Origin of the sequence: Priestia aryabhattai (assembly GCF_023715685.1) — a bacterium.
Lineage (GTDB): Bacteria > Bacillota > Bacilli > Bacillales > Bacillaceae_H > Priestia > Priestia aryabhattai_B.
In genome coordinates this window covers 291,558-312,872 of the sequence record NZ_JAMBOQ010000004.1, presented here as the reverse complement: position 1 = coordinate 312,872, position 21,315 = coordinate 291,558, and the positions used below count along the sequence as shown (strand labels likewise).

The 21,315-nt window shown below is 38.6% G+C and carries 21 protein-coding genes, 1 pseudogene and 1 riboswitch; of the genes and pseudogenes, 4 read left to right on the top strand and 18 right to left on the bottom strand.

Annotation, left to right across the window (positions count from 1 at the left end):
• Window positions 1-143 precede the first annotated feature (143 nt).
• Window positions 144-719 carry a cell wall hydrolase gene (locus M3225_RS20165; RefSeq protein WP_251396574.1) on the top strand — a complete coding sequence of 192 codons (576 nt, stop codon included), beginning with the start codon at window positions 144-146 and terminating at the stop codon, window positions 717-719.
• A 29-nt stretch (window positions 720-748) separates the two neighbouring features.
• Here M3225_RS20165 and M3225_RS20160 read toward each other — a convergent pair whose 3' ends face one another.
• From M3225_RS20160 to M3225_RS20150, 3 genes are all read right to left on the bottom strand, one after another.
• On the bottom strand, window positions 749-2,083 hold the full coding sequence (locus M3225_RS20160) for a sodium-dependent transporter (RefSeq protein WP_251396573.1): 1,335 nt from the start codon (window positions 2,081-2,083) through the stop codon (window positions 749-751).
• 170 nt (window positions 2,084-2,253) lie between these two features.
• Window positions 2,254-2,436, bottom strand: a complete 183-nt coding sequence (locus tag M3225_RS20155; RefSeq protein WP_251396572.1) for a hypothetical protein — start codon at window positions 2,434-2,436, stop codon at window positions 2,254-2,256.
• Window positions 2,437-2,740: 304 nt separating this feature from the next.
• The gene (locus M3225_RS20150) at window positions 2,741-3,487 is read right to left on the bottom strand and encodes a TspO/MBR family protein (protein ID WP_251396571.1); all 747 of its coding nucleotides are present in this window, start codon (window positions 3,485-3,487) and stop codon (window positions 2,741-2,743) included.
• A gap of 226 nt (window positions 3,488-3,713) precedes the next feature.
• Window positions 3,714-3,812, top strand: a riboswitch (TPP riboswitch).
• Between the two features lie 95 nt (window positions 3,813-3,907).
• Here M3225_RS20150 and tenA point away from each other — a divergent pair.
• Entirely contained in the window at window positions 3,908-4,597 is a 690-nt protein-coding gene (gene tenA / locus M3225_RS20145; RefSeq protein WP_014460308.1) for a thiaminase II, read from the top strand.
• Window positions 4,598-4,625: 28 nt separating this feature from the next.
• Here the strand turns inward: tenA and M3225_RS20140 are convergent.
• The 3 genes and pseudogenes from M3225_RS20140 to M3225_RS20130 form a co-directional block, all read right to left on the bottom strand.
• Window positions 4,626-6,027: pseudogene (locus M3225_RS20140) on the bottom strand (aldehyde dehydrogenase).
• A gap of 13 nt (window positions 6,028-6,040) precedes the next feature.
• The gene (locus M3225_RS20135) at window positions 6,041-6,343 is read right to left on the bottom strand and encodes an ArsR/SmtB family transcription factor (RefSeq protein WP_251396570.1); all 303 of its coding nucleotides are present in this window, start codon (window positions 6,341-6,343) and stop codon (window positions 6,041-6,043) included.
• A 12-nt stretch (window positions 6,344-6,355) separates the two neighbouring features.
• The gene (locus M3225_RS20130) at window positions 6,356-7,135 is read right to left on the bottom strand and encodes an SDR family NAD(P)-dependent oxidoreductase (protein ID WP_251396569.1); all 780 of its coding nucleotides are present in this window, start codon (window positions 7,133-7,135) and stop codon (window positions 6,356-6,358) included.
• Between the two features lie 308 nt (window positions 7,136-7,443).
• Here M3225_RS20130 and M3225_RS20125 point away from each other — a divergent pair, with 308 nt between their 5' ends.
• Entirely contained in the window at window positions 7,444-8,676 is a 1,233-nt protein-coding gene (locus M3225_RS20125; RefSeq protein WP_251396568.1) for a helix-turn-helix domain-containing protein, read from the top strand.
• Window positions 8,677-8,815: 139 nt separating this feature from the next.
• Here the strand turns inward: M3225_RS20125 and M3225_RS20120 are convergent, their stop codons facing one another.
• The 9 genes from M3225_RS20120 to M3225_RS20080 form a co-directional block, all read right to left on the bottom strand.
• Window positions 8,816-10,237 (bottom strand): FAD-dependent oxidoreductase, encoded by a 1,422-nt coding sequence (locus M3225_RS20120; protein WP_251396567.1) that lies wholly within the window; start codon window positions 10,235-10,237, stop codon window positions 8,816-8,818.
• 116 nt (window positions 10,238-10,353) lie between these two features.
• On the bottom strand, window positions 10,354-10,944 hold the full coding sequence (locus M3225_RS20115; RefSeq protein WP_251396565.1) for a superoxide dismutase family protein: 591 nt from the start codon (window positions 10,942-10,944) through the stop codon (window positions 10,354-10,356).
• Window positions 10,945-11,071: 127 nt separating this feature from the next.
• Complete coding sequence (locus M3225_RS20110) at window positions 11,072-11,557, bottom strand: YusW family protein (RefSeq protein ID WP_251396563.1); 486 nt, start codon at window positions 11,555-11,557, stop codon at window positions 11,072-11,074.
• A gap of 116 nt (window positions 11,558-11,673) precedes the next feature.
• Window positions 11,674-13,056: an aspartate kinase gene (locus tag M3225_RS20105; RefSeq protein WP_251396561.1), complete on the bottom strand. Its 1,383-nt coding sequence runs from the start codon at window positions 13,054-13,056 to the stop codon at window positions 11,674-11,676.
• 197 nt (window positions 13,057-13,253) lie between these two features.
• Window positions 13,254-15,125, bottom strand: a complete 1,872-nt coding sequence (locus tag M3225_RS20100) for a PTS fructose transporter subunit IIABC (RefSeq protein ID WP_251396559.1) — start codon at window positions 15,123-15,125, stop codon at window positions 13,254-13,256.
• Window positions 15,126-15,137: 12 nt separating this feature from the next.
• On the bottom strand, window positions 15,138-16,052 hold the full coding sequence (gene pfkB / locus M3225_RS20095; protein WP_251396557.1) for a 1-phosphofructokinase: 915 nt from the start codon (window positions 16,050-16,052) through the stop codon (window positions 15,138-15,140).
• Entirely contained in the window at window positions 16,049-16,801 is a 753-nt protein-coding gene (locus M3225_RS20090; protein ID WP_251396555.1) for a DeoR/GlpR family DNA-binding transcription regulator, read from the bottom strand. The genes pfkB and M3225_RS20090 overlap by 4 nt, the downstream gene beginning before the upstream one ends.
• A gap of 382 nt (window positions 16,802-17,183) precedes the next feature.
• Window positions 17,184-17,324 carry a hypothetical protein gene (locus M3225_RS20085; RefSeq protein WP_013056833.1) on the bottom strand — a complete coding sequence of 47 codons (141 nt, stop codon included), beginning with the start codon at window positions 17,322-17,324 and terminating at the stop codon, window positions 17,184-17,186.
• Between the two features lie 121 nt (window positions 17,325-17,445).
• Entirely contained in the window at window positions 17,446-17,799 is a 354-nt protein-coding gene (locus M3225_RS20080) for a YolD-like family protein (RefSeq protein ID WP_251396553.1), read from the bottom strand.
• A 248-nt stretch (window positions 17,800-18,047) separates the two neighbouring features.
• Here M3225_RS20080 and M3225_RS20075 point away from each other — a divergent pair, with 248 nt between their 5' ends.
• Window positions 18,048-18,887: a YitT family protein gene (locus M3225_RS20075; protein ID WP_251396551.1), complete on the top strand. Its 840-nt coding sequence runs from the start codon at window positions 18,048-18,050 to the stop codon at window positions 18,885-18,887.
• Window positions 18,888-18,918: 31 nt separating this feature from the next.
• On the opposite strand, the gene M3225_RS20070 is transcribed toward M3225_RS20075, so the two are convergent.
• Genes M3225_RS20070 through M3225_RS20060 form a run of 3 tightly spaced genes read right to left on the bottom strand, consistent with a single transcriptional unit; the run spans window position 18,919 to window position 21,271 of the window.
• A complete protein-coding gene (locus tag M3225_RS20070) occupies window positions 18,919-19,653 on the bottom strand; it encodes an ABC transporter permease (RefSeq protein ID WP_251396549.1) in 735 nt (244 codons plus the stop codon).
• Entirely contained in the window at window positions 19,654-20,361 is a 708-nt protein-coding gene (locus M3225_RS20065) for an ABC transporter permease (RefSeq protein WP_251396548.1), read from the bottom strand. It abuts the gene before it with no gap.
• Entirely contained in the window at window positions 20,336-21,271 is a 936-nt protein-coding gene (locus M3225_RS20060) for an ABC transporter ATP-binding protein (protein WP_251396547.1), read from the bottom strand. Before M3225_RS20060 ends, M3225_RS20065 begins: the two co-directional genes overlap by 26 nt.
• Window positions 21,272-21,315 lie beyond the last annotated feature (44 nt).

Sequence of the window (21,315 nt, the reverse complement as noted above, 5' to 3'; positions counted from 1 at the left end):
CTGGATTGGTATGTTTTAAGCAGTGACAAGATGTATTGACACCTGTTAATCTTTGAAACGTACATATAAAGTTCGGTGCCCAGTACGCGCACCGATCCGTGATAAAAGGGGCGTTCAAAAGGATTTCAGGAGGTACTTACTTTATGTTTAAGAAACTAGCAATTATTGGAGCACTAGCAGTTCCTATGTTCGGCATGAGTCACGGGGCAAATGCCGCTGAAACAACCCATCGCGTAAAAGCCGGAGAGACTCTTTACAAGATTGGCGCTGAATACGGCGTTACTGTTAAACAATTAAAAGAAGCGAACCACAAATCTAGCGACTCTATTAATGCAAATGAAATATTAACAATCCCTAACTCTATTAGCGAAAGTGATAAAGAGTTGTTAGCTCGCCTTGTACAAGCTGAAGCAAAAGGCGAACCTTACGCTGGCAAAGTGGCTGTAGCAACAGTCGTTTTAAACCGCGTGGATAGCGATTCTTTCCCAAACTCTATTCATGATGTCATTTATCAAGGTACACAGTTTACACCTGTACAAAACGGTGAAATTAATAAAGCAGCGGATGCTCAAGCAAAAAAAGCTGTAAATGAAGCTCTAGCTTTTAGAGGTCAAGGAAAAGGTTCATTATTTTTCTTTAATCCAGATAAAACAAGCGACCAATGGCTTCGTCAAAAACAGGTTACGATCACGATCGGACATCATGTTTTTGCAAAATAAACAAAAAAGCACTCATCTGAGTGCTTTTTTTAATATGCAACAAGTAAGCTTAATAGAACAGCTATAATAATAATAGGCAACACGTATTTAACTAGAAAGAACCATGCGTTGAATAATTTAGCGCCTTTTGTACTTCCTGAAATAAACTCTTCATACACGGCTTCTTTTTTCATTTTAAATGTCACAAAAATCGCAATGGCTAAACTTCCAAGAGGCAGCATTAAATTGCTCACAAAAAAGTCAGCTACGTCAAATATACTTCTGCCAAAAAGCGAGATGTGTTTTAGCACACCAAACGAAAGCGCTGATGGAATGCCTACTATAAACACAAGAACCCCTGACAAAGAAGCGTAGCGAGTTCGTTTTGTTTGATCGTCTTTGGTTAAAGCAGCTACAATAATTTCCAGCAGTGAAAAAGCAGACGTAAGCGTAGCAAACAGAAATAAAATTAAAAACAGCGCTAAAAAGACGGTACCAAACGGCATCTTCTCAAATACTGTTGGCAAAACAACAAACAAAAGTCCAGGCCCTTCGGTTGGCTTTAATCCAAACGAAAAAACAGCCGGAAAAATAGCTAAGCCCGCTAGCAGTGAAACAAACAAGTTCAAAATAGCGATGGTGCCTGCAGAACGCGTCAAGCTTACTTTTTTCCCTAAATAAGAGCTATATGTCACCATGCAGGATAACCCCACGCAAAGCGAGAAAAACGACTGGCCAAGCGCATAGAGAATAGATGACCCTGTAATGGCTGAAAAATCCGGTTTTAAAAAGAATTTTACTCCTTCTAAAGCCCCGTCTAATGTTAAAGAGCGAACAACGATAATGATAAAACAGATAAATAATAGCGGCATCATGTATTTATTAGCACGCTCTATTCCTTTTTGTACGCCTTTTGAAATAACAAACACTGTAATTAATAAAAACAGCGCCTGTGCACCTAATACTACATAAGGTTGACTAATGACGGCATTAAACAGCGGCCCGTACTCTTTTCCGCTTAGCATACCGGTTACGCTCATAATCGTATATAAAATCACCCAGCCGCCAACGACGCTGTAAAAGGAAAGCAACACGACACAGCTGAGTACTCCTAGCCTACCAATCCATACCCAAGCGGACTTTGGAGCAATTGCCTTATAAGCACTAATCGCTTCTTTTCCCGTATGTCTTCCAATGATAAATTCTGCCAACAGCAGAGGCAGTCCAATAAAAATCGTGAATAAAATAAACAACGCAAAAAACGCTCCACCGCCACTGGTTCCCGTTACGTATGGAAATTTCCATATCGCTCCTAGACCAATTGCTGCCCCAGCAGATGCTAAAATAAAACCGAGGCGTGAAGACCACTGATTTCCTTTACTCATATAATGTTACTCTCTCCTCTTCTAAACTCAAAACTCACCTGATTAGTACTGTACCATAAATGCAGAAGAAAATCATTCCCGTTTTACTTTTTTCTATAAAATGATATCTCTATAAAAAAATGAAGAAGCAGCGGCTTCTTCATTTTAGGCTCGGTCTTTTTATTCAACTATTATTCTCTGTACGATGATTCGTCTCCACGATAAGCTTCGTGATTTGATATTTCTTCAATATGCATATGCCCTTCTCTTTCTAAACGAAGAACCGTACGCTCTGCATCCTCATAACTCTCGCACGTTACTTGTTTATATTCCATATCATCTTTATCTGTGTAAGCCACGATATATGTTTCCACTTTAACTCCTCCTATATATAACCTATATGTAACGTGTTTTGCCTTTTTCGTTTATTTCTAAACATATAGGCTCCAAACATAAAGCCTAGCATACTATAATAGCGGAACTTCAATTTAAAAAAATTGAATTTTTCATTATGCACCGATGCAACATGGAGGTTACACTTATGACATTTATTTTATCATTCGTACCAATTGTTGTTCCTTTTGGTATTTTAATTAGCTTAATTGCTTTTACAGCTGCTTTTTTACAATCAAAAGAGCATCATAAAAAGCTCTAGCTTACAAAAGCTAGAGCTTCTTTTTAAAAACGTCTATAGCGTTTAATCAGCCCCACAATAATAGCAATTGCTAATAAAACAACTGAAATGATAACAGTAATTACAATTGGCTGATTTCCACTTTGTTTCACTGCAATGGCAATATAAGCCCAAATAAAAACAAGCGGATAAACAGCGTCTCGTTTTTTTAATGTAAACGCAATGCCCAGCGCAGCTCCTACCAGCAGCATAATAATGGTCCAAGCTAACTCATTTAGGCCAAGTAAGTGCTGTATTCCATTTGCTTGAAATACGACAAACACATTGACAATAGTCGCAACAGAAATCCATCCAAGATAAAGAGAAATCGGCAGACGCATAAACCATGTTGTCATCCGAGAATGCTGAATAATGGAATACACAATCATTAATGTCCCTAAGATCAAGAATATAACTAAAAGTGATAACTTATAGTTATCGTTTTGGAAAATAAAAATCCACGCACTATTTAACAAACAGTTTAGAAAAAACCAAATGCCGATACGTGCGTATATTTCCTTTTGGTCTTCTCTTGCAAAAAATTGACGTATAACCCAAATAGTTAATAACAAATAAATAACGCCCCAGATAGCAAAGGCATAACCCGCTGGTGTAAACAACGTAGGAACTTGCGCAGAAGCCTCTCCCGTTGTTTTGCCTCCTATCGGAATGGCATTTGCTAAATAATTCACAAGTAGTGTAATAGCCAAGCCTACTGTATTTAATACAGCATACAAACGAAATTTTGCCATTTTATTCTCTCCTTTCTTCTATTTATATAGGAATGTTTGGGAGACGAAAACGGCTCTTCCCTTCATTAATACCTCTTCTTCCCTAAAAATATGCATTTTCAAACAAAAATGATTAAAAATAGCTTAAAGAAGCTACCTCTTTAAGAGATAAAAACGGTTAGGGCACAATTTCCCATAACGCTTTCTATTTTTCAGAATATATGGTAAGTTAAAGATAGGTTAATAGGAAGTCCACTAGGGGTGCCCACCGGCTGAGACAAGTTTTCTTGATCCCTTTGAACCTGATCTGGCTCATACCAGCGTAGGAAAGTGGCAATGTTCAGTTTTTTACTGTCCTTTGCCACTCCGTTTATAAACGGAGTGTTTTTTATTTCCTTTATGTGCTTGTTTGTGACTTCCTCATATTAAAGGAGGATTTTGATGTCATTTTCATCTCAATTAAGACAAGAAGCAAACTATATTTACGAAGCAATTTTTAACCATCCTTTTATTAAAGGAATCGCTGAAGGAAACGTACCAAAAGAAGCGCTTATTCACTACGTTTCTCAAGATTACGAATACTTAACAGCATTTGTCCGCATTTACGGCGCTGCTTTAACAAAATGCCGCACGCGTACCGAAATGGAAGCCTTTAATGCCGGCATTTCTACGGTATTACATAGTGAAGTACACCCTCACAATAATTTTTGTGAAGTAGCAGGCGTACGTTATGAAGACCTTCACACTGAGACGCTTTCACCGACGGCCAGTCACTATATTAATCATATGATGAGCGTTGCGCATACAGGCAGCTTAGCGGAAATCATTGCAGTGCTCCTTCCATGTCCGTGGACGTACGTTGAAATTGGCCAGCGCATTACAGAACAAGTAAATCCATCTCCTTCTCATCCTTTTTATGAATGGATTCAGTTTTATAATAATGAAGAAATGAATGGCACAACACAATGGTTTTGTAACAAGCTTGATGAACTTGCCGAACAAGCGACTGAAGAAGAACGTAATCGTATGAAAGATCACTTCATCAAAAGCTGTGAACTGGAGTATTTATTTTGGGAAATGGCGTATACGCAAGAAAAATGGCCGCTTTCTCAGCTTTCACTTTCAAAATAACGAAAGAGCCTTCTATCAGGAGGCTCTTTTATTTCAATATTTTTTTGATCATTTTCAAGTTTTGTTTCTCCGAAGGATAGCGGAATGACAAATCAAACTTGGTTGTTTGAGACAGCATGCTTTTAAAATGAGAAAATGTCTGAAAGCTGTCTTTTCCATGATATTGACCCGTACCGCTTTCTCCTACTCCGCCAAACGGCAAGTATGGCGGAGCGATATGCATAAGCGTATCATTTATACAGCCCTCCTCCAAACGAAAGACGCTCCGTTATGAAGTTTTGTACATCTTCACTTTCTGTAAATAAGTAAAGAGCTAACGGCTTAGCTTTTTCTTGAACTTTATGAATTACTTCGTCTAGTTTTTCGTATTCAGTCATAGGAAGAATAGGCCCAAAGATTTCTTCTTGCATGACATCTGATGTCCAGCTTACTTCACTTAACACCGTAGGTTCTATTGTTAGCGTGTTTTTATTGTACCCGTCTCCAATTATAGCGTTTCCGTCTTTTAAAAACTCAACTAACCGAGTAAAATGGCGCTCACTGACAATACGGCCGTAGCGGTCGCTTTCAAGCGGATTACTACCGTAAAATTGATAAATCGCTTCGCGAAGTTTCTCCACCAGCTGCGCTTTCACTTTTTTATGAACGAGCAAATAATCAGGAGCAACACACGTTTGGCCTGCATTCATTCCTTTGCCAAATATAATTCTTTTTGCTGCAAGATCTAGGTTTGCATCTTCATGTACAATACACGGACTTTTTCCGCCTAGTTCAAGCGTGACGGGAATAAGCTGCTTCCCTGCTTCTTGCATAATAATTTTCCCTACATTTACACTTCCCGTAAAGAAAATATAATCAAGGGGCTGTTTTAAAAGCGGGCTTGTGGTGTCTACAGCGCCTTCAATCACCGTCACAAATGCTGGATCAAAAGCCTCAGCTAGTAATTCTTGTATAACGCGAGATACGCTAGGCGTTAATTCAGAAGGCTTAATAACAGCCGTGTTCCCAGCGGCAATCGCTCCTACTAAAGGAGACAGCGCTAATTGAAACGGATAGTTCCACGGGGCAATAATTAGCGCTACTCCATACGGTTCAGGAACGATTTTCCCTTTAGAACCCACGTGTGTTAAAGCGGTTTTTACTTTTTTAGGCTTCATCCATTTTGCTAAATGTTTAAGCGTAAATCGAATTTCCTCTAGTAAAATCCCAATTTCCGACGTGTAAGCCTCTACTTCAGATTTATTTAAATCTTGTTTTAAAGCATCCATAATTCTCTGCTCGTTTTGTTTGACTACGTCTCTGAGCTTATTCAGCGCTTGAATACGGCTGTTGATACTTTTTGTCTTTTGCGCATAGAAATATTGCTTTTGCGTAGAGACAATATGTTCAATGACCGTTTCATCTGTGATATAGAGTTGCTCGTGGTTCATCCCTTTCATCTCCCTATAAACATTCGGCTTCAACTGTAGCAAGCAAGCTTTTTAATAGCTCAACTGCCTCATTTAAAGCTAATGAATAATATCTCTGCGTCCCTTTTTGTTCAATTTGCACAAGCTTTTGATCGCGTAAAATTTTTAAATGATGAGAAATTGCCGGTCGTGATAGAGTAGACTCGTTTGCAATTTCATTAACGGTTAAAGGTTCTTTTTCCGCGAGCAGCAAAATAATATCTTGTCTTGCTGAATCGCTTAGCGCCTGAAAAACAGGAATGCTGGCGCGAAATAACTCGACTGCTTTTTCACTCATATATATTCTCCTCTATTTAATTTCTTGTGTTCTTCGGACAACAGATGCAAGCCACTTTCTTGGCACGAAGCGCGGGATGAACGTGGCAAGACGAAACTGTACTCCTGGTACGATAACCGTCTGCCCTTTCATAAATTTTTTATAGCCAACTTTCGTCACAGTTTCTACATCCATCGCACCGCTTTGAAAAAGCTTGGAGTTGCTTAGCTGGGCTCGGTCGCTAAAACCAGTTTTAGTCGGACCCGGACATAGAGCACTTACCGTTACATTGATACCTTTTAATTCATTTTCAAGGGCCTCTGTGAAAGATAATACGTACGCTTTCGTTGCGTAATATACTGTCATAAGCGGACCCGGCATAAATGCAGCAACGGACGCAATGTTTAAAATTTTCCCGCCATTTCTTTTGACCATATCGGGTAAAAATAATTTTGTTAAATGAGTTAATGCTCGAATGTTTAAGTCAATCATGTTTAACTCTTCATCTAAAGCTGTTTCAATAAATTTACCGTATAGTCCAAAACCAGCATTGTTCACTAAATAATCAACGTGCATTTCTTTATTTTTAAGTTCTTCATATAGTGACTGTATCTCTTCTTCTCTTGATAAATCCTTTACAACCGTTATCACTTCAATATCATAAGTAGATTTTAAATTCTCTCCAATAGCTGTTAGTTTATCAGCGCTTCTGGCAACTAAAATTAAAGGGTGCCCATCCTTTGCAAATTGATAAGCTAACTCTTTTCCTATTCCTCCCGAGGCACCGGTGATGAGCGCATAATGCTGTGACATAGTGTTCTCTCCTTATGTTTATATGTTCAAGAACTTAAACATTTAAACATATCTTATAGGATCCATTTTTTCCCGTCAACTGTTTTCTATACTCTCCTATTCTTCTCTATTTTCCATTTTTGCCATTTGCGCATTTCTGTACATTTTTTTACAAAATATGCGTTTTCTTTACATAGAAGGCTAATGTCGTCTAGTTTTGACAACCTTTGTCACCTAGCAGGAAAACAAGTGAAGATATGGTGAATACAACATACAACAAATAATCCATTACATAGTTGGATGAAAATAGATAAGGGAGGAAATGAAAAATGATGGAGACATATACAATTAAAAAAGTAAGTGATCAATTAGAGGTAGAAAAGAAAACGCTAAAACAATGGGAAAAATTATTGGGCAGCTATTTAACAATTGAACGAGTAGATGGGGCCCGTGTCTATACAGAGGAACAAATTGAATTATTTAATGATATTAAACAGCTGTTTGATGAACAATGTACGTTAGATGAAGTGAAAGAATATGTTCAGCTGCTTATAAAGGAACAAGAAGAGCAGGAACATTTAGTGATGGAATCAGAGGCAGCGGTTTCAAAAGAAGAAGAACCGGCACAGTTGAAAACTGCTAAAAAAGAAAACGTCATTGATTTTCAAGAACACTCCAATAAACAAATGAAGCAAGAAAAGAAAAAAGCTGCTGAAAAGCAGGAAAGCATTTCAGAAAATAAGCAAGAGAAGACCCCTCCTATACCTGAAGCACGATTAGCTACTGAAGAAGAAAAGCAGGCTATTTCTGCTTCTATTGAAGAGCCAAAACCAAACGACCTTGTTGTGAATGAAAAAGAAATGCTTCAAGGGGAATTAGTAGAAGCTGTTCGCCGGTATGAAGATGTGTTTGAGGTACTTGATACGTTTAAAGCTGATTTGTTAAAAGAAATGCGAGAAGGAATGCGAAATGAAGTTCGCGAAGAAATTGTCGGAGAAGTGAAAAGAGAGCTCGAAAAAAGTGCTACTCAAACTGTAGAAATGGTGGAGTCAGTCGGGGCATACATTTCTGAGTCTTCAGAACGCAGCGCAAGAGACGTAGAAAATATGTCTAAAAAAATTATCCGCTCTAACGAAAAATCGTTTGATGAAGTTACTTCTCTGATTGAAGATTATTCAACAATCGCTGAAGAGAAAACAGAGGATATACGCCTGTTCATGAAAGATGTAATGGAGAATGCGGATGAGTCCTCTAAAGAAATGCAGTATTTATTAGACCGATTCTCAAGCAATTCTACCGTTGCTATGAATCAAGTAAAATTTATGGTTGAAAAATTAAACAATTCTTCAACCAATACGACAGAAGAGCTTCGTGATTTAATTGATTCGATGAATGAAGAACGAGTCTATTATTTGAAAGAAATGGAGAAAGAACGTAAGCTTCATCGTCAAAGCGTAGCTGAACGCGAAGAGATGTTTAGTGATTTTGTCCAAACCTTTAGACAAACTGCCGCTGCTGATATGAAGCGAAAACGGAAGTGGTGGAAGCTGTTTCTCTCCTGAAAACACCGGCCCTATGGTAATAGGGCCGGTGTTTTTTGATAGTATGAACAATAGTAGTTTGTATGTAAGAAATGTTAAGGTAACGTATGGCGATGAGACGTTATACTTTGAAAAACATGATAGCCGCTTACCGATACGCCTATAGTTCCCGCTCCTGGAAACACTGTATCTCCGCATAACCACAGTCCTTGTAAGCCGGATCGATGCGAAATACTGTTAAACAGGGCATGTCTAACGTTTGCGGAAAGCCTCCCACTCCGCCGTTTGGGCGAGAAGTGAACCTCTCCCATGCTTTAGGAGCTCCTGAAATTTGATGCTCTGCTTCTTCAATGTTAGGAATAACGGTTTTAATTCCCGCTATCATCTTTTTCTCAAGAACTTGTTTTTGAATATCATAGGCTTCTTTGTTACTCCACTTGCTAAGCTCAATGTGAGTAGACGCTGTAATTGTACACTTGCCTTCAGGCGCACGAAAACGATCATCAGGATGAGAAACTGAGATAAATAAATGATTTCCTTCTGTCATCTCCCCTTGTTCGGATTGAAGTACTTGCTGAAACAACTCTACCTTTTGCGGCAGATCTCTTTCATCAATCGCAAAATACATCGAAAACGTTCCCCACTGTGCAATCTCGCCTTTTTCTTTTGCCCGCTTATGGATATGTTGGTAATCTTCATCATGTAGCAAAGACTTTAAGCTTTGAACCGGCGCGTTGCATACAACGTCTGATGCACGGTAACGGTTACCTCTACGATCATGCAATATCCACCCGTCGTTATCACGCTCTATCTTTACTACTTTCCTTCCTAGAGTCGTTTTTCCTCCGTTGGCTTTAATAGATTTTTGCAGTGCTTCTGCGACTTTGTATAAGCCACCCTTTACATAAAAAGCGCCTTCGTGATAGATATCCAACGCTAGACATCCAATAAGCATTGAACAGTTCTCACTCGTTGTCTGCATGCTGTCTATTAATTGACCATCAATAAAATGAAGAAAGTCCGTTTCGTCTAACAAACTGTGTTTTTTTAGCAAATGACTAAACGATTGATGAAAATAAGGCAACAGCTTCACAGAACCAAAATTCAATGAACTTACCAGCCTGCTCCACTCACCGACTGTCAGAGGAGGAAGAACCGGCAGAGACTGCATAAGCTTACGAATTTCTTTTGCAATTCTAAAAACATTTTCATAAAAGCTCCTAATATTCTTCGCTTTATGAGGAAATTGTTTTTGAAGATAGGAAATATGCTGATACCGGTCTTGATGATAAATCAGTGTACGATGAGGAAGATAGACTTTCATGATTTTTTTAAGAGAAATCTTTTCAATTTCTAGGCCAAGGTACGTGCCGATTCGCTCATGTATCCCTCCGCGCTCAAATCCCATTCCAAGCGTCGCTCCAACAGGAAACGTATAGAAATGGCGCTGAAATTTCCCTGCACAGCCTCCCCATTCTCGAGAAGCTTCTAAAACCGTCACTTCATAGTCATGTTTAGCTAAAAACGCTCCCGCTGTTAACCCACCTATTCCTCCGCCTATTACCACAACTTGCTTATGCATGTTTTCACCTTCTTTAGCTCTTTCTTCTATTGTGCAAAAAAAAGAAGCTCATCGCAATTTAGAAGCGGCTCGTTACTGAAATAAAAAAGCCGTGAATGATCTCACAGCTTTTTGGCTTATTTTGTAATCACTCCACAAACAATCCGATCTCCTGAGTTTCCTGAAGGATCCGTGGTGTAATCGTCGACTTTATCATGTATCACTAATGCCGACCCATCCATATCCAAAAGAGAATTCGGCTTTCCTTCTTGCAGCGTGACAAGAGAAGCAAAAATTTCTGTATCTACTTTGCCATTTGGAGCAACTTCTAGATTGGGCAAATCACCTGCATGCGGGCCTTTTGTATTTTTAAAGCCATGTTCACGTTTAAAAGGATTAAAATGAGCACCCGCTGTTTTAAAATCCGGTACCTCACATTTTCCTATTTCATGAATATGAAATCCATGTCTCCCCGGTGAAAGACCTTGAGCAGTCAATTTAATGTGCACACCGTTTTTTGCCTCTGACAGCGTAGCCTCTCCTACTTTTTTGCCTGATGTATTCGTTAAATCCACCTTAACAGGTTCTACCGATACCTCGCTTGTTTCTTTCGCTTCCTCTGCTTTCAAATGGTTTTCATGAGCGTTATTTTGCCCTTTTACCATACTGCATGCCCCTAACAATAACAAGATAAAGACTACGCATCCGTTCATTATCCACTTTTGCATCAGTGACTCCTCCTTTTGCTTATTTATCAACATCCTTTCACTATTCTCCTTTTTTTAGACATAAAAAACGGCTCTTTTATATAAAAAGAGCCGCTCGTGTTGTCACTTTTTTCTTAGCTTTAACGTCTTACTTTTGTTTAAAATTGTATTCTTTTTCCGTTCCGTTTGAAAAACGAACTTCTAATTCAAACGACTGAAAATCCTTTTTTAGACCAAACGCATCAATTACTTCCTTTTTTACATCTTTATTGGGCGTATGTTGATCAAAATTCAACTTTTTAAATTTAGAAGATAATTTATTAAAAGCTTCGTCTCCGTTCAAGTGTTCATCGTTAATATTATCATCCACTTTGGCCTCTATCTCATCATTTTCATTTTCATAATCGGCTTCATAATCATTATTGAGCCCCTTATAGTCCACTTCCAAATCAAATTTTGAAAAGTTAAAAGATGTGTTTTCACTTTGAGTATCATAGCTCATCGGCGTTCCGCCATTTGTCACGCCTTGTTTATTCTGAGCTTCTCTTGCCGGTGCTGCATCATCATTGTGGCATGCTGAAAGTACGCTAATACCTATAAGGGAAAAGAATATGAAAAAGGGTCGTTTCTTCACTGTATTTCCTCCTTTTGGTTCACTCTTCCTTCCCTTTATGTCCACAAATTTGATTTTTATACGCCTTCACTAGAAAACCCCACTCTCTAAAAAGAAAGCGGGGTTTTTCGTCCTGTTCATTTTACATTAGAATAAGAAATGCTGTACATGCTGTTAAAATACGTATTGTAAAGAGCTTGAACAGCACGGTCTAAAGCGTCTGCTTTCACACCAAACATCATGCTCACCTCAGAAGAACCTTGGTTGATCATTTCAAGATTCACTTCAGCACGGGCAAAAGCTTCTGTAGCTTTTGCTGCAATTCCTACTGTACTATTCATTCCTTCTCCTACTACCATAACCATAGCAAGATCACGTTCAATAAAGATTTCATCTACTTCAAGCTCTTTTTCAATTCGAGCAAATACACGCTCTTCCACATCTGGTGTAAGCTGATGCTCGCGCATAATGACAGAGATATTATCAATTCCTGAAGGAGTATGTTCGTATGAAATACCTTCATCTTCTAAAATTTCAAGCAGCCTTCTGCCAAAACCAATTTCACGATTTAATAAGTATTTGCTCACATGAATGTTGCAAAAACCTTTGTCCCCAGCGATTCCAACTACCGGCGTATCGCCGTGGGGACGCTCAGCTACAATGAATGTACCCTTTGCTTCAGGGTTATTTGTATTCTTTACACATACAGGAATACCTAATTTATAAACCGGCTCTAGCGCTTCATCATGGAAGACAGAAAAGCCTGCATAGGATAGTTCACGCATTTCTCTGTATGTTACTTCTTTCATTTCATGAGGCTTTTCCACAAGTCTTGGATCCACGCTATAAATAGCATCTACGTCAGTAAAGTTTTCATACAAATCAGCTTTTACTCCAGCTGCTACAATTGAACCTGTAATATCTGACCCACCGCGCGAGAACGTAACCATGTTCCCTTCTTCAGAGTAGCCAAAGAATCCTGGAATCACCAGAATGCCCGAACGCTCTCTTAGCTGCGGTAGTTTTTCATAAGACAATGGAAGCACTCTTGCTCTTCCTGGTTCATCGGAAACAAAAATACCTGCTTCTTTCGGATTTACATAATGAGCTTCAAACCCTAAATGGTTTAAATAAGCAGCCATTACCTTTGCATTATTATCTTCTCCGCTTGCTTTTAGACAGTCTAATAAGCGAAATGGATCATTTTTATGTAAATCAATAAGTGATTGTAAATTCGTAATAATGTCAGTAATAATCGTTTCCGGTATAGACAAGTCAACAACGATTTCACGATAGCGATCAATTACTTGCCCAAACTCATCTACGTAATCTTCTCCAAGCTGTATTTTGGCAGAAAGTGCGATTAGCAAATCTGTCATTTTTGTATCTTCTCCGTATCGCTTGCCCGGAGCTGACACAACTACCAGCTTTCTCTCTTTATCAGACGTTACAATATGCGCAACCTGTTTAAATTTCTCTGCGCTTGCAACTGAACTCCCGCCAAACTTCGCAACCTTCATGTTTGAGACACTTCCTTACTTTGTTTTTAATATTCGATTATTGTAACATATTTTATCAAGTAGAAAAGCTTATCTATCTAACTTTTCTAAAAATTAAAGGAATACTAACGTAATTGTACTCTCATAAAGAACAAATGTCTACTACAAAAACACAAATAAAGACTGATTTTACATCATGTAAAATCAGTCTTTATTTGTTATTCTGCTTTTGGCTTTTTTAATACACCTACAAGGACCGCTGTTACAATTGCACCAATTAAAATCGCTAGTGCATATAAAAGAGGGTTTCCTTGTACAATTCCGATAACGAATACACCGCCGTGTGGTGCTGGTAAACCGATGTGGAACATCATTGTTAAAGCACCTGCTACTGCAGCACCGATAACCGATGCGGGAATAACGCGGCCTGGGTCAGCTGCTGCGAATGGAATCGCACCTTCTGTGATAAATGAAAGACCCATTACATAACATGTTTTACCTGTTTCACGCTCTTGACGAGTAAATTTATTTTTGAACAAAGTTGTCGCAATAGCCATACCTAATGGTGGAACCATACCGCCTGCCATAATCGCTGCATGAGGTGCATAGTTTCCAGCATCAATCATTGCAATACCAAATGTAAAGGCTGCTTTGTTAATAGGACCACCCATATCAATAGCCATCATACCGCCTAAGATAATACCTAGTAACACTAAGTTACCTGTACCAAATCCACTTAACCAGTGCGTTAATCCTTTGTTAATTGCACTAACTGGTTCATTTACAACATAAAGCATAATCAGTCCTGAGATGAAAATCCCAAATAGCGGATAAAGAAGAACTGGTTTAATTCCATCAAGCGCTTGCGGTAAACCGCTGAATAATTTCTTTAATCCCACTACTACATAACCCGCTAAGAAACCAGCGATTAAACCACCTAAGAAACCGCCTCCACCAGAAGCTGCTAAAAGACCTGCAACCATACCAGGAGCTAAACCAGGACGATCAGCAATACTCATTGCAATGAACCCTGCTAGTACCGGTACTAGTAAGAAGAATGCATTATCTCCGCCAATTGTTTTTAGCGCCGCTGCAAACGCATTGTACGTTGGATCTTTTGGTTCTGCTGAGTGAATACCAAACATAAATGAAATGGCAATTAAGATCCCGCCACCTACAACAAACGGAAGCATTGCTGATACACCGCTCATTAGGTGTTTATAAAACCCTGTACGCTCTGATCCTTTACTTTCTCCGCCTTCTTTGCTGCCACCGCCGCCGCTGTATACAGGAGCGTCTCCTTTTAACGCGCGGTTAATTAATTCTTGAGGCTTTCGAATTCCTTCAGCTACTGGAACTTGAATGACTTTTTTACCTGCAAAACGTTCCATTTCCACTTGCTTGTCCGCTGCAACAATAATAGCGGTAGCGTTTTCAATTTCTTCCTTCGTCAACGCGTTTTTAACACCGCTGGAACCGTTTGTTTCAACTTTGAGTGTCACATTCATGTCTTTCGCTTTTGCTTTTAAGCTGTCCGCTGCCATATATGTGTGTGCAATTCCTGTTGGACAAGCCGTTACAGCAAGCACTAATTGATCTGAAGCTGTATCCACTTCTTCTTCCGGCGCTTCATTTTCAGTTTCTTTATCATCAATTGCTTTAATAACTTCATCAATTGATGATGCCGTTAGCAACGTTTTTCGGAACGATTCGTCCATTAATAACGTAGACAAACGAGATAGTGTTTCTAAGTGAGCATTATTCGCTCCTTCACTCGCTGCAATCATGAAGAATAAGTGTGCGGGCTGTCCGTCTAATGATTCATAATCAATACCTTCTGTTGAGCGTCCAAATGCAATGGCCGGTGTTTTAACCGAGTTTGTTTTTGCATGTGGAATGGCAATGCCTTCCCCAATTCCCGTTGTGCTTTGAGATTCACGATTTAAAATTGCTTCTTTATAGCCAGCTCGGTCGCTTAAGCGACCAGCTTCGTCTAATTTTCCAACTAACTCATCAATAACATCAGCTTTTGATGTGCTCTTTAAATCAAGAATGATTGTATCTTTTTTTAATAATTCAGTAATCCTCATTCTCGGTTCCCCCTACTCTACCTTTGTGATTGACACTTGTTCACGAAGCGTCTCTACATCTTCTGCTGTACATAATTCAAGTGAGAATGCTGTGGCACTTCCTGAAGCGACTCCTGTTTGAAAGGCTTCTAACAAATCTCCTTGTTTTACATAAGAAGCAATAAATCCAGCTACAAGTGAATCTCCAGCTCCAACAGAATTTTTCACTGTTCCTTTAGGAACTGTGGCACTGTAGACACCGCTTTCGTTAATAAGAAGGGCTCCATCGCCTGCCATGGATACAACGACGTTTTGCGCTCCTTGTTCCACGAGCTTCTTACCGTATACTAGCGCATCTTCTGCACTGTTTACTTCTACATCAAACAATTCTGCAAGTTCATGATGATTCGGTTTGATAAAAAACGGCTTGTGAGACACGACGTCTAGCAAGGTTTTCCCACTTGCATCTACTACAACTTTTACTCCGTTCGCTGCTGCTAGCTCAGTTAACGTTTCATACACAGAACTTGGAAGCGTTTTCGGTATACTCCCCGCTAATACGAAGATATCGCCTTCAGTCATTTGCTTTACTTGATTCAATAAAGACTGAAGCGCTTCGTCTGTAATAGCAGGTCCTTGACCGTTAATTTCTGTTTCTTTTTCTGTTTTTAACTTTACGTTAATACGCGTATCTCCATCAACTCTTGTAAAAGCTGTTTCGATATTCTCCGCTTTTAAGTAGTCTTCGATATAGGTTCCTGTAAAGCCGGCTACAAAACCGAGAGCTTTATTATCAACACCTAATCGCTTTAAAACGCGAGAGACGTTAATGCCTTTTCCTCCTGGAAACTTGGCTTCATTCGTTGTGCGGTTAAGTCCGCCTTCTTCGAATGCTGAAACATGTACTACGTAATCAACGGATGGGTTCAAGGTACATGTATAAATCATGATTTCACAACCTTTATGTCTGTTTTGTTTGCATACTGTATAAGTACATCGCTAGGTACGTCATTTGTTATAATTTTTGCTTCATGTAAATCGGCTATTTTCGCAAAGCTTGTTTCAAAAAATTTAGTAGAATCTGATAAAATATAAGATTCTCTAGCCAGCCTCATTGCCGTTTGCTTGATTAATGCTTCTTCTGGATCAGGAGTTGTATATCCATATTGATGGTGAATCCCATTTGCTCCCATGAAACACTTATCAAAACGGTACTGCTCAAGACTTAAAAGGGCTCCATTGCCAATTAAAGCGCCCGTTTTATGTTTAACAGATCCCCCAATTAAATAGAGGGTGATACCTTGTTCTAGCATCGGGTTTAAATGCATTAAACCATTTGTCACCACAACTACATCTTTTTGCTTTAAAAAAGGAATCATTTCATACGTTGTAGTTCCTGCATCTAAAAAAATACAGTCACCTTCATTTATAATGGAAGCCGCATACTCTGCAATGTTTCGTTTATCTTGAACATTTTTAGCAGATTTTTCGATAACGCTCAGTTCGATTCGTTTACTGCGAATAAGCGAAGCGCCACCGTGAACACGTTTGAGCATTTGCTCTTCTTCTAGTTGACTTAAGTCTCTTCTAATTGTGGATTCCGAAGCGCCTGTAACTTCGATAAACTCTTGCACTTTTACAAGTTCTTTCTCTTTTAAAAGTTTTAAGATTAGTTGATGTCTTTCCGGCGTTAACATGTTCTAGCTCCTTTTTCAAAAAAGCGTTTTCATTTATTTCATGTACTTACTTTATCACGGTTTACATTCAAAATCAATCATAAAAAATCAAAAACATTCATTTTTTTAATTACAAAATAAAGTTTTTTGAACGAACAATTAGATTTGTATTTGTTTTAATAATAGTTAATACAAAAGGAAATAAGCTGGTAACTCAAGAATTTGTCTACTTTTCTCATTATATGTAAAGGTTTTCTTCTACTCAATTAGCTATGACTGTTTTTGACTATTTCTTGACCGATTGAATTTTTCCTGACTGAATCAAGCTTAGCTTGTCCTGATTTAATAAAAGCCTATACACTAAAAAAGTTGTCCACCTTTTTGGACAACTCGAAGTGACCCATCATTTAAATAGAAACAGAAGCATATATAATATGGAAGCAAGGGCAGAAGAAATAGCTAAACTTGAGATAAAACGAACGAGTCTTTTTTTAATGAACTGCGTTAATTCGATTTCTCTTACTTGAGTTTTTTCATTTTGCATACAATATCCCTTCTTTAATTAAAATTTCCTAGTAGCTAGAAGTTACTACTCGCAGAATATGCTTTTATGTATTGTATGCAAGCGTTAAAAAAAAGATACAAAACGAACAAAAAAGCTACTCTTAGCTAGAGTAGCTTTCATCTTTCCACACATTTGCTTCAATTACTGCATCCGCTCGAATCGAATATGTATAACAAGGGCCTGTAACCATCAGCGTATTCGACTGCAGCGAGACTTTATCAATCGTCACTCGTTCATATCTTTGAATATGTCCTGCTTCATAGACGTGAAGCGTTACTGGATGATGCTCCGAGTAACTGTTCATAATGACATTTTCAATATGCTCAATCTTTTCTTTTTCCAATCCTAAAGGCTGCTTATGCGCCTCGGGACTGTACATTTTTTTCATTTTCTCTAAATGCTCGGGCATTACTAACTTCGCATACTGTTTTAATTCATCTTGATACACGTTCATTCTCCCCCTTGACTCTTGCTTCTATTTTACCGAACGAACATTCTCATTGCAAAACTTTTTAATCAAAATAAAAGCAAACAATTCATTTTTTCATACTCCATAAAAACTGTCAAAAGATTTTATGCTGATAGCAGAAATTGATTTTTAAAAAAATAATAATATCCCATCTTTAATTCGGCCTCTAGAGTTGGTATAATACATTGTCATGACTGTGTTTTCGGAGTTTTTGATGATTGGAGGTAACGTTCATGATCAATAAAATAAAAGAAATTATCCTCATTATTCTAGGGAGCCTTATTTTCGCACTGGCCATTAATTACTTTGCTATTCCAAATGAATTAGCAGAAGGCGGCGTAACCGGTGTAACAATGATTACCTATTATGTACTAGGCTGGTCTCCGGGTATCACAAACTTTATATTAAACGGTTTGCTGGTACTGATCGGATACAAATTGCTTCACAAACGTGTGATTGCTTACACAATTATATGTATTATTTTCACATCTCTATTCCTACATATAACTGAAGGACTGGGAAATCCTCTTGACGATACGTTACTGGGGGCTATTTTTGCTGGTATTTTTGCTGGTGTAGGACTCGGACTTGTGTTTAGAGGAGGCGGAACTTCTGGAGGCTCTGCAGTTATTGCCCGCTTAGCTAATCAATATCTAGACTGGAATATTAGCAAAACGATGCTAGCAATTGATTTATTAGTTGTAGCAAGCGCTTATTTTGTCATCGGTGGAGAAAAGACGATGTACACGGTTATTTCTCTTTACATCGGAACAAAGGTGCTTGATTATATCATTGAAGGACTCAACCCCCGCAAAGCAATCACCATTATTTCACACCGTTCAGCTGAAGTAGCCGAACAAGTCAATAAAAAGATGCAACGCGGCGTCACTGTCTTCTCTGCTCATGGAAGCTATACAAAAGAAGCAAAAGACGTATTGTACGTGGTTGTGAACAAACAAGAACTGCTAGAGTTAAAGCGTATTATTCATAAAGTCGACGAACAAGCTTTTGTTGTTGTCCACGATGTGCGCGACGTTTTTGGAGTAGGCTTTACTATTCCAAAAGCCAGCTGAAAACCCGCTATAAAAAAGCGGGTTTTTTCTATTATATATGTTTGCGCTGAAAATACAGTAAACCCGCTGCTACAAAAAGCAGAAAGCTGCTTATAATAACCACTAAGAAAGTCTGTGTAGTCAGCATCAACTCCCATGATGCTTTTCCGGTTACACCTAACATTCCATACGTTGGCTGAGTCCAAGGGTACCAGGGGCCAAATCGTTCAGAATTAACAACAAATAAATTCGGTAGTGTTAAAATGACATTGACTGTTAAAGATGCTCCAAAGCTAGAAAGTGCCATCGATACAACTAGCATAAACGCAATAATTGGCAACACTGCAATCCAGCCGCTTAGCATATTTCCAGCCATCATTTTTAATGGAATAGTACCGGGGTAGTCTTTCAAAACGCTAATCCCTAACAAAACAACAAATACAAATACTTGAAGAATTCCCATGAAAGCTGCTGCTGTGATTAATTTTGCTCCGTAAACTGATTTCCTTGTTACAGGAAGAGATAATAATTGTTTCCAACCTCCTGCTTCGTGTTCATATCGGCAAACAAACGATGTTACTAACCCGCCAGTTAACGGAAAAAGCAATAATCCGTGAACATTGGCAATGAAGGCACTTGCCATGAGCCATTTTATTTTTCCACTTGGCATCGCCTGATCACCCACAAAAAGGATAGCAGCGATAAGAATAGGATTAACAAAAAGATATACCCAGGCTTTTGTTTTAAACAATTTAAACCATTCTACCTTACATAATTGCAAAAACATTCAAGCCACATCCTTTCTGATAAAGTGAAAGGCGCCTGCACCATATAAAAAAATGCCGATAATCGCACCTGTTATCATATACGTATTCCGGTAATCGGAAAACACTAGCATCGGCCATTGCCAGATAAACCAGCTCGGCAAGTCTCCCATACCACTCATTATCACACTCATCATAATACCTAGTGCAAGAGAACCGCTTTGATTTTTAAAAAGCATAGATAGCCATATTTGAATAGCTACAAACGGGATGGCCGAAAAGAACGGATAAAAGTTATAAACAAAAAGAGTTTTCCAAGAAGGCGGAAGACCAAAGCCCAACCACCACCCTAGCCCGATTATACTGATCAATAGAACAGCAGAAGCGATGAGTAACATAGCCATAACTACTATAAATTTTCCCGTATAAACACTTAGTCTGCTTACAGGTAAGCTCAGTAGCTGCTTCCAGGAGCTTCTATGATATTCAACATGCGCTATATTTGAAGCAAGAATCGTTCCTCCCAGTAAAAAAGCTGTTGGAAGTGTAATGTTTATTTCATGAAAAAGACCTTCCCACACATTTGGATTTTGTTGAATTAAATATTCATATCGAACGCTATAATCAACCAGTGTTAAGCCTATTACACCCGCTGGACCTAAAAGTAATAAAAGCCAGAGCCCTTTTCTTTTTAATTTCATACACTCAGCCTGCAGTATTTTCATGAACATGTTCATTCTCCTCGCTCGTCAGCTTTAAAAAGATATCTTCTAGTGATTTTGTTTTTTCTTCAACGCGATAGATAGAGACATTTTCTTGCACGAGCTGATAAACGAGATGTGCCACTTGCTCATGATCAATATAATCTAGAAGGAGACTGTTTTTATCGATAGTAGGTACAAATCCGTTTGTTAATAGTATCGTTTTTGCCTTTTCTATCTCCCCTATTGTAAATGCCACTTGATGGTTGGCCTTTTTGCGAAGCGATTCAATTGACCCATTAAATAGCATCTTTCCTTTTGTAATAATGCCTACTTGAGTCGCTAAGTGGTCAATTTCATAAAGTAAATGACTTGAAATCAACACGGTAACTCCGTTTTTTCTTGGCATTTCTTTAATCAATGAACGGATTTCTTGAATTCCTGCAGGATCTAGTCCGTTGGTTGGTTCATCTAAGATTAATAAACGAGGGTTTCCGAGAAGTGCAGAAGCAATACCAAGCCGCTGTTTCATCCCAAGAGAAAAGCCTTTAACTGGACGATTTGCTTCTTTTGTTAATTTTACAATATCTAGTACTTCATCCACTCTTTTTTTAGAGACTCCCAGTATTTTGCGAAGTACTTCTAGATTTTCTCTTGCCGTTAAATGAGCATAATAGGAAGGGCTCTCTACAAGTGAACCTATCTTTTTTAATGCTCGAATATGCTGCCTGTGGTTTTTTATACTTTCTCCAAACAGCTCGATTTCGCCGCGCGTTGGCTTCATTAAACCGAGCAGCATTCGAATCGTTGTGGTCTTCCCTGCTCCGTTGGGTCCTAAAAAGCCATAGATTTCTCCTTCTTTAATGGATAGATTCACTTCACTTACAGCTTCTACTCCTTTAAATACTTTTATCAGCTGAGTCGTTTTAACAATTTCCACTTTTATCACCTCTCTATTACTATAAACAGAGAAAGTTAAGAGGA

Bases quoted from the DNA above. Each gene is read 5' to 3' on its own strand.
- M3225_RS20165 (WP_251396574.1), top strand. From the start codon at position 144: ATGTTTAAGAAACTAGCAATTATTGGAGCACTAGCAGTTCCTATGTTC.
- M3225_RS20160 (WP_251396573.1), bottom strand. From the start codon at position 2,083: ATGAGTAAAGGAAATCAGTGGTCTTCACGCCTCGGTTTTATTTTAGCA.
- M3225_RS20150 (WP_251396571.1), bottom strand. From the start codon at position 3,487: ATGGCAAAATTTCGTTTGTATGCTGTATTAAATACAGTAGGCTTGGCT.
- tenA (WP_014460308.1), top strand. From the start codon at position 3,908: ATGTCATTTTCATCTCAATTAAGACAAGAAGCAAACTATATTTACGAA.
- M3225_RS20135 (WP_251396570.1), bottom strand. From the start codon at position 6,343: ATGAGTGAAAAAGCAGTCGAGTTATTTCGCGCCAGCATTCCTGTTTTT.
- M3225_RS20130 (WP_251396569.1), bottom strand. From the start codon at position 7,135: ATGTCACAGCATTATGCGCTCATCACCGGTGCCTCGGGAGGAATAGGA.
- M3225_RS20125 (WP_251396568.1), top strand. From the start codon at position 7,444: ATGATGGAGACATATACAATTAAAAAAGTAAGTGATCAATTAGAGGTA.
- M3225_RS20120 (WP_251396567.1), bottom strand. From the start codon at position 10,237: ATGCATAAGCAAGTTGTGGTAATAGGCGGAGGAATAGGTGGGTTAACA.
- M3225_RS20115 (WP_251396565.1), bottom strand. From the start codon at position 10,944: ATGCAAAAGTGGATAATGAACGGATGCGTAGTCTTTATCTTGTTATTG.
- M3225_RS20105 (WP_251396561.1), bottom strand. From the start codon at position 13,056: ATGAAGGTTGCGAAGTTTGGCGGGAGTTCAGTTGCAAGCGCAGAGAAA.
- M3225_RS20100 (WP_251396559.1), bottom strand. From the start codon at position 15,125: ATGAGGATTACTGAATTATTAAAAAAAGATACAATCATTCTTGATTTA.
- pfkB (WP_251396557.1), bottom strand. From the start codon at position 16,052: ATGATTTATACATGTACCTTGAACCCATCCGTTGATTACGTAGTACAT.
- M3225_RS20090 (WP_251396555.1), bottom strand. From the start codon at position 16,801: ATGTTAACGCCGGAAAGACATCAACTAATCTTAAAACTTTTAAAAGAG.
- M3225_RS20085 (WP_013056833.1), bottom strand. From the start codon at position 17,324: ATGCAAAATGAAAAAACTCAAGTAAGAGAAATCGAATTAACGCAGTTC.
- M3225_RS20080 (WP_251396553.1), bottom strand. From the start codon at position 17,799: ATGAACGTGTATCAAGATGAATTAAAACAGTATGCGAAGTTAGTAATG.
- M3225_RS20075 (WP_251396551.1), top strand. From the start codon at position 18,048: ATGATCAATAAAATAAAAGAAATTATCCTCATTATTCTAGGGAGCCTT.
- M3225_RS20070 (WP_251396549.1), bottom strand. From the start codon at position 19,653: ATGTTTTTGCAATTATGTAAGGTAGAATGGTTTAAATTGTTTAAAACA.
- M3225_RS20065 (WP_251396548.1), bottom strand. From the start codon at position 20,361: ATGTTCATGAAAATACTGCAGGCTGAGTGTATGAAATTAAAAAGAAAA.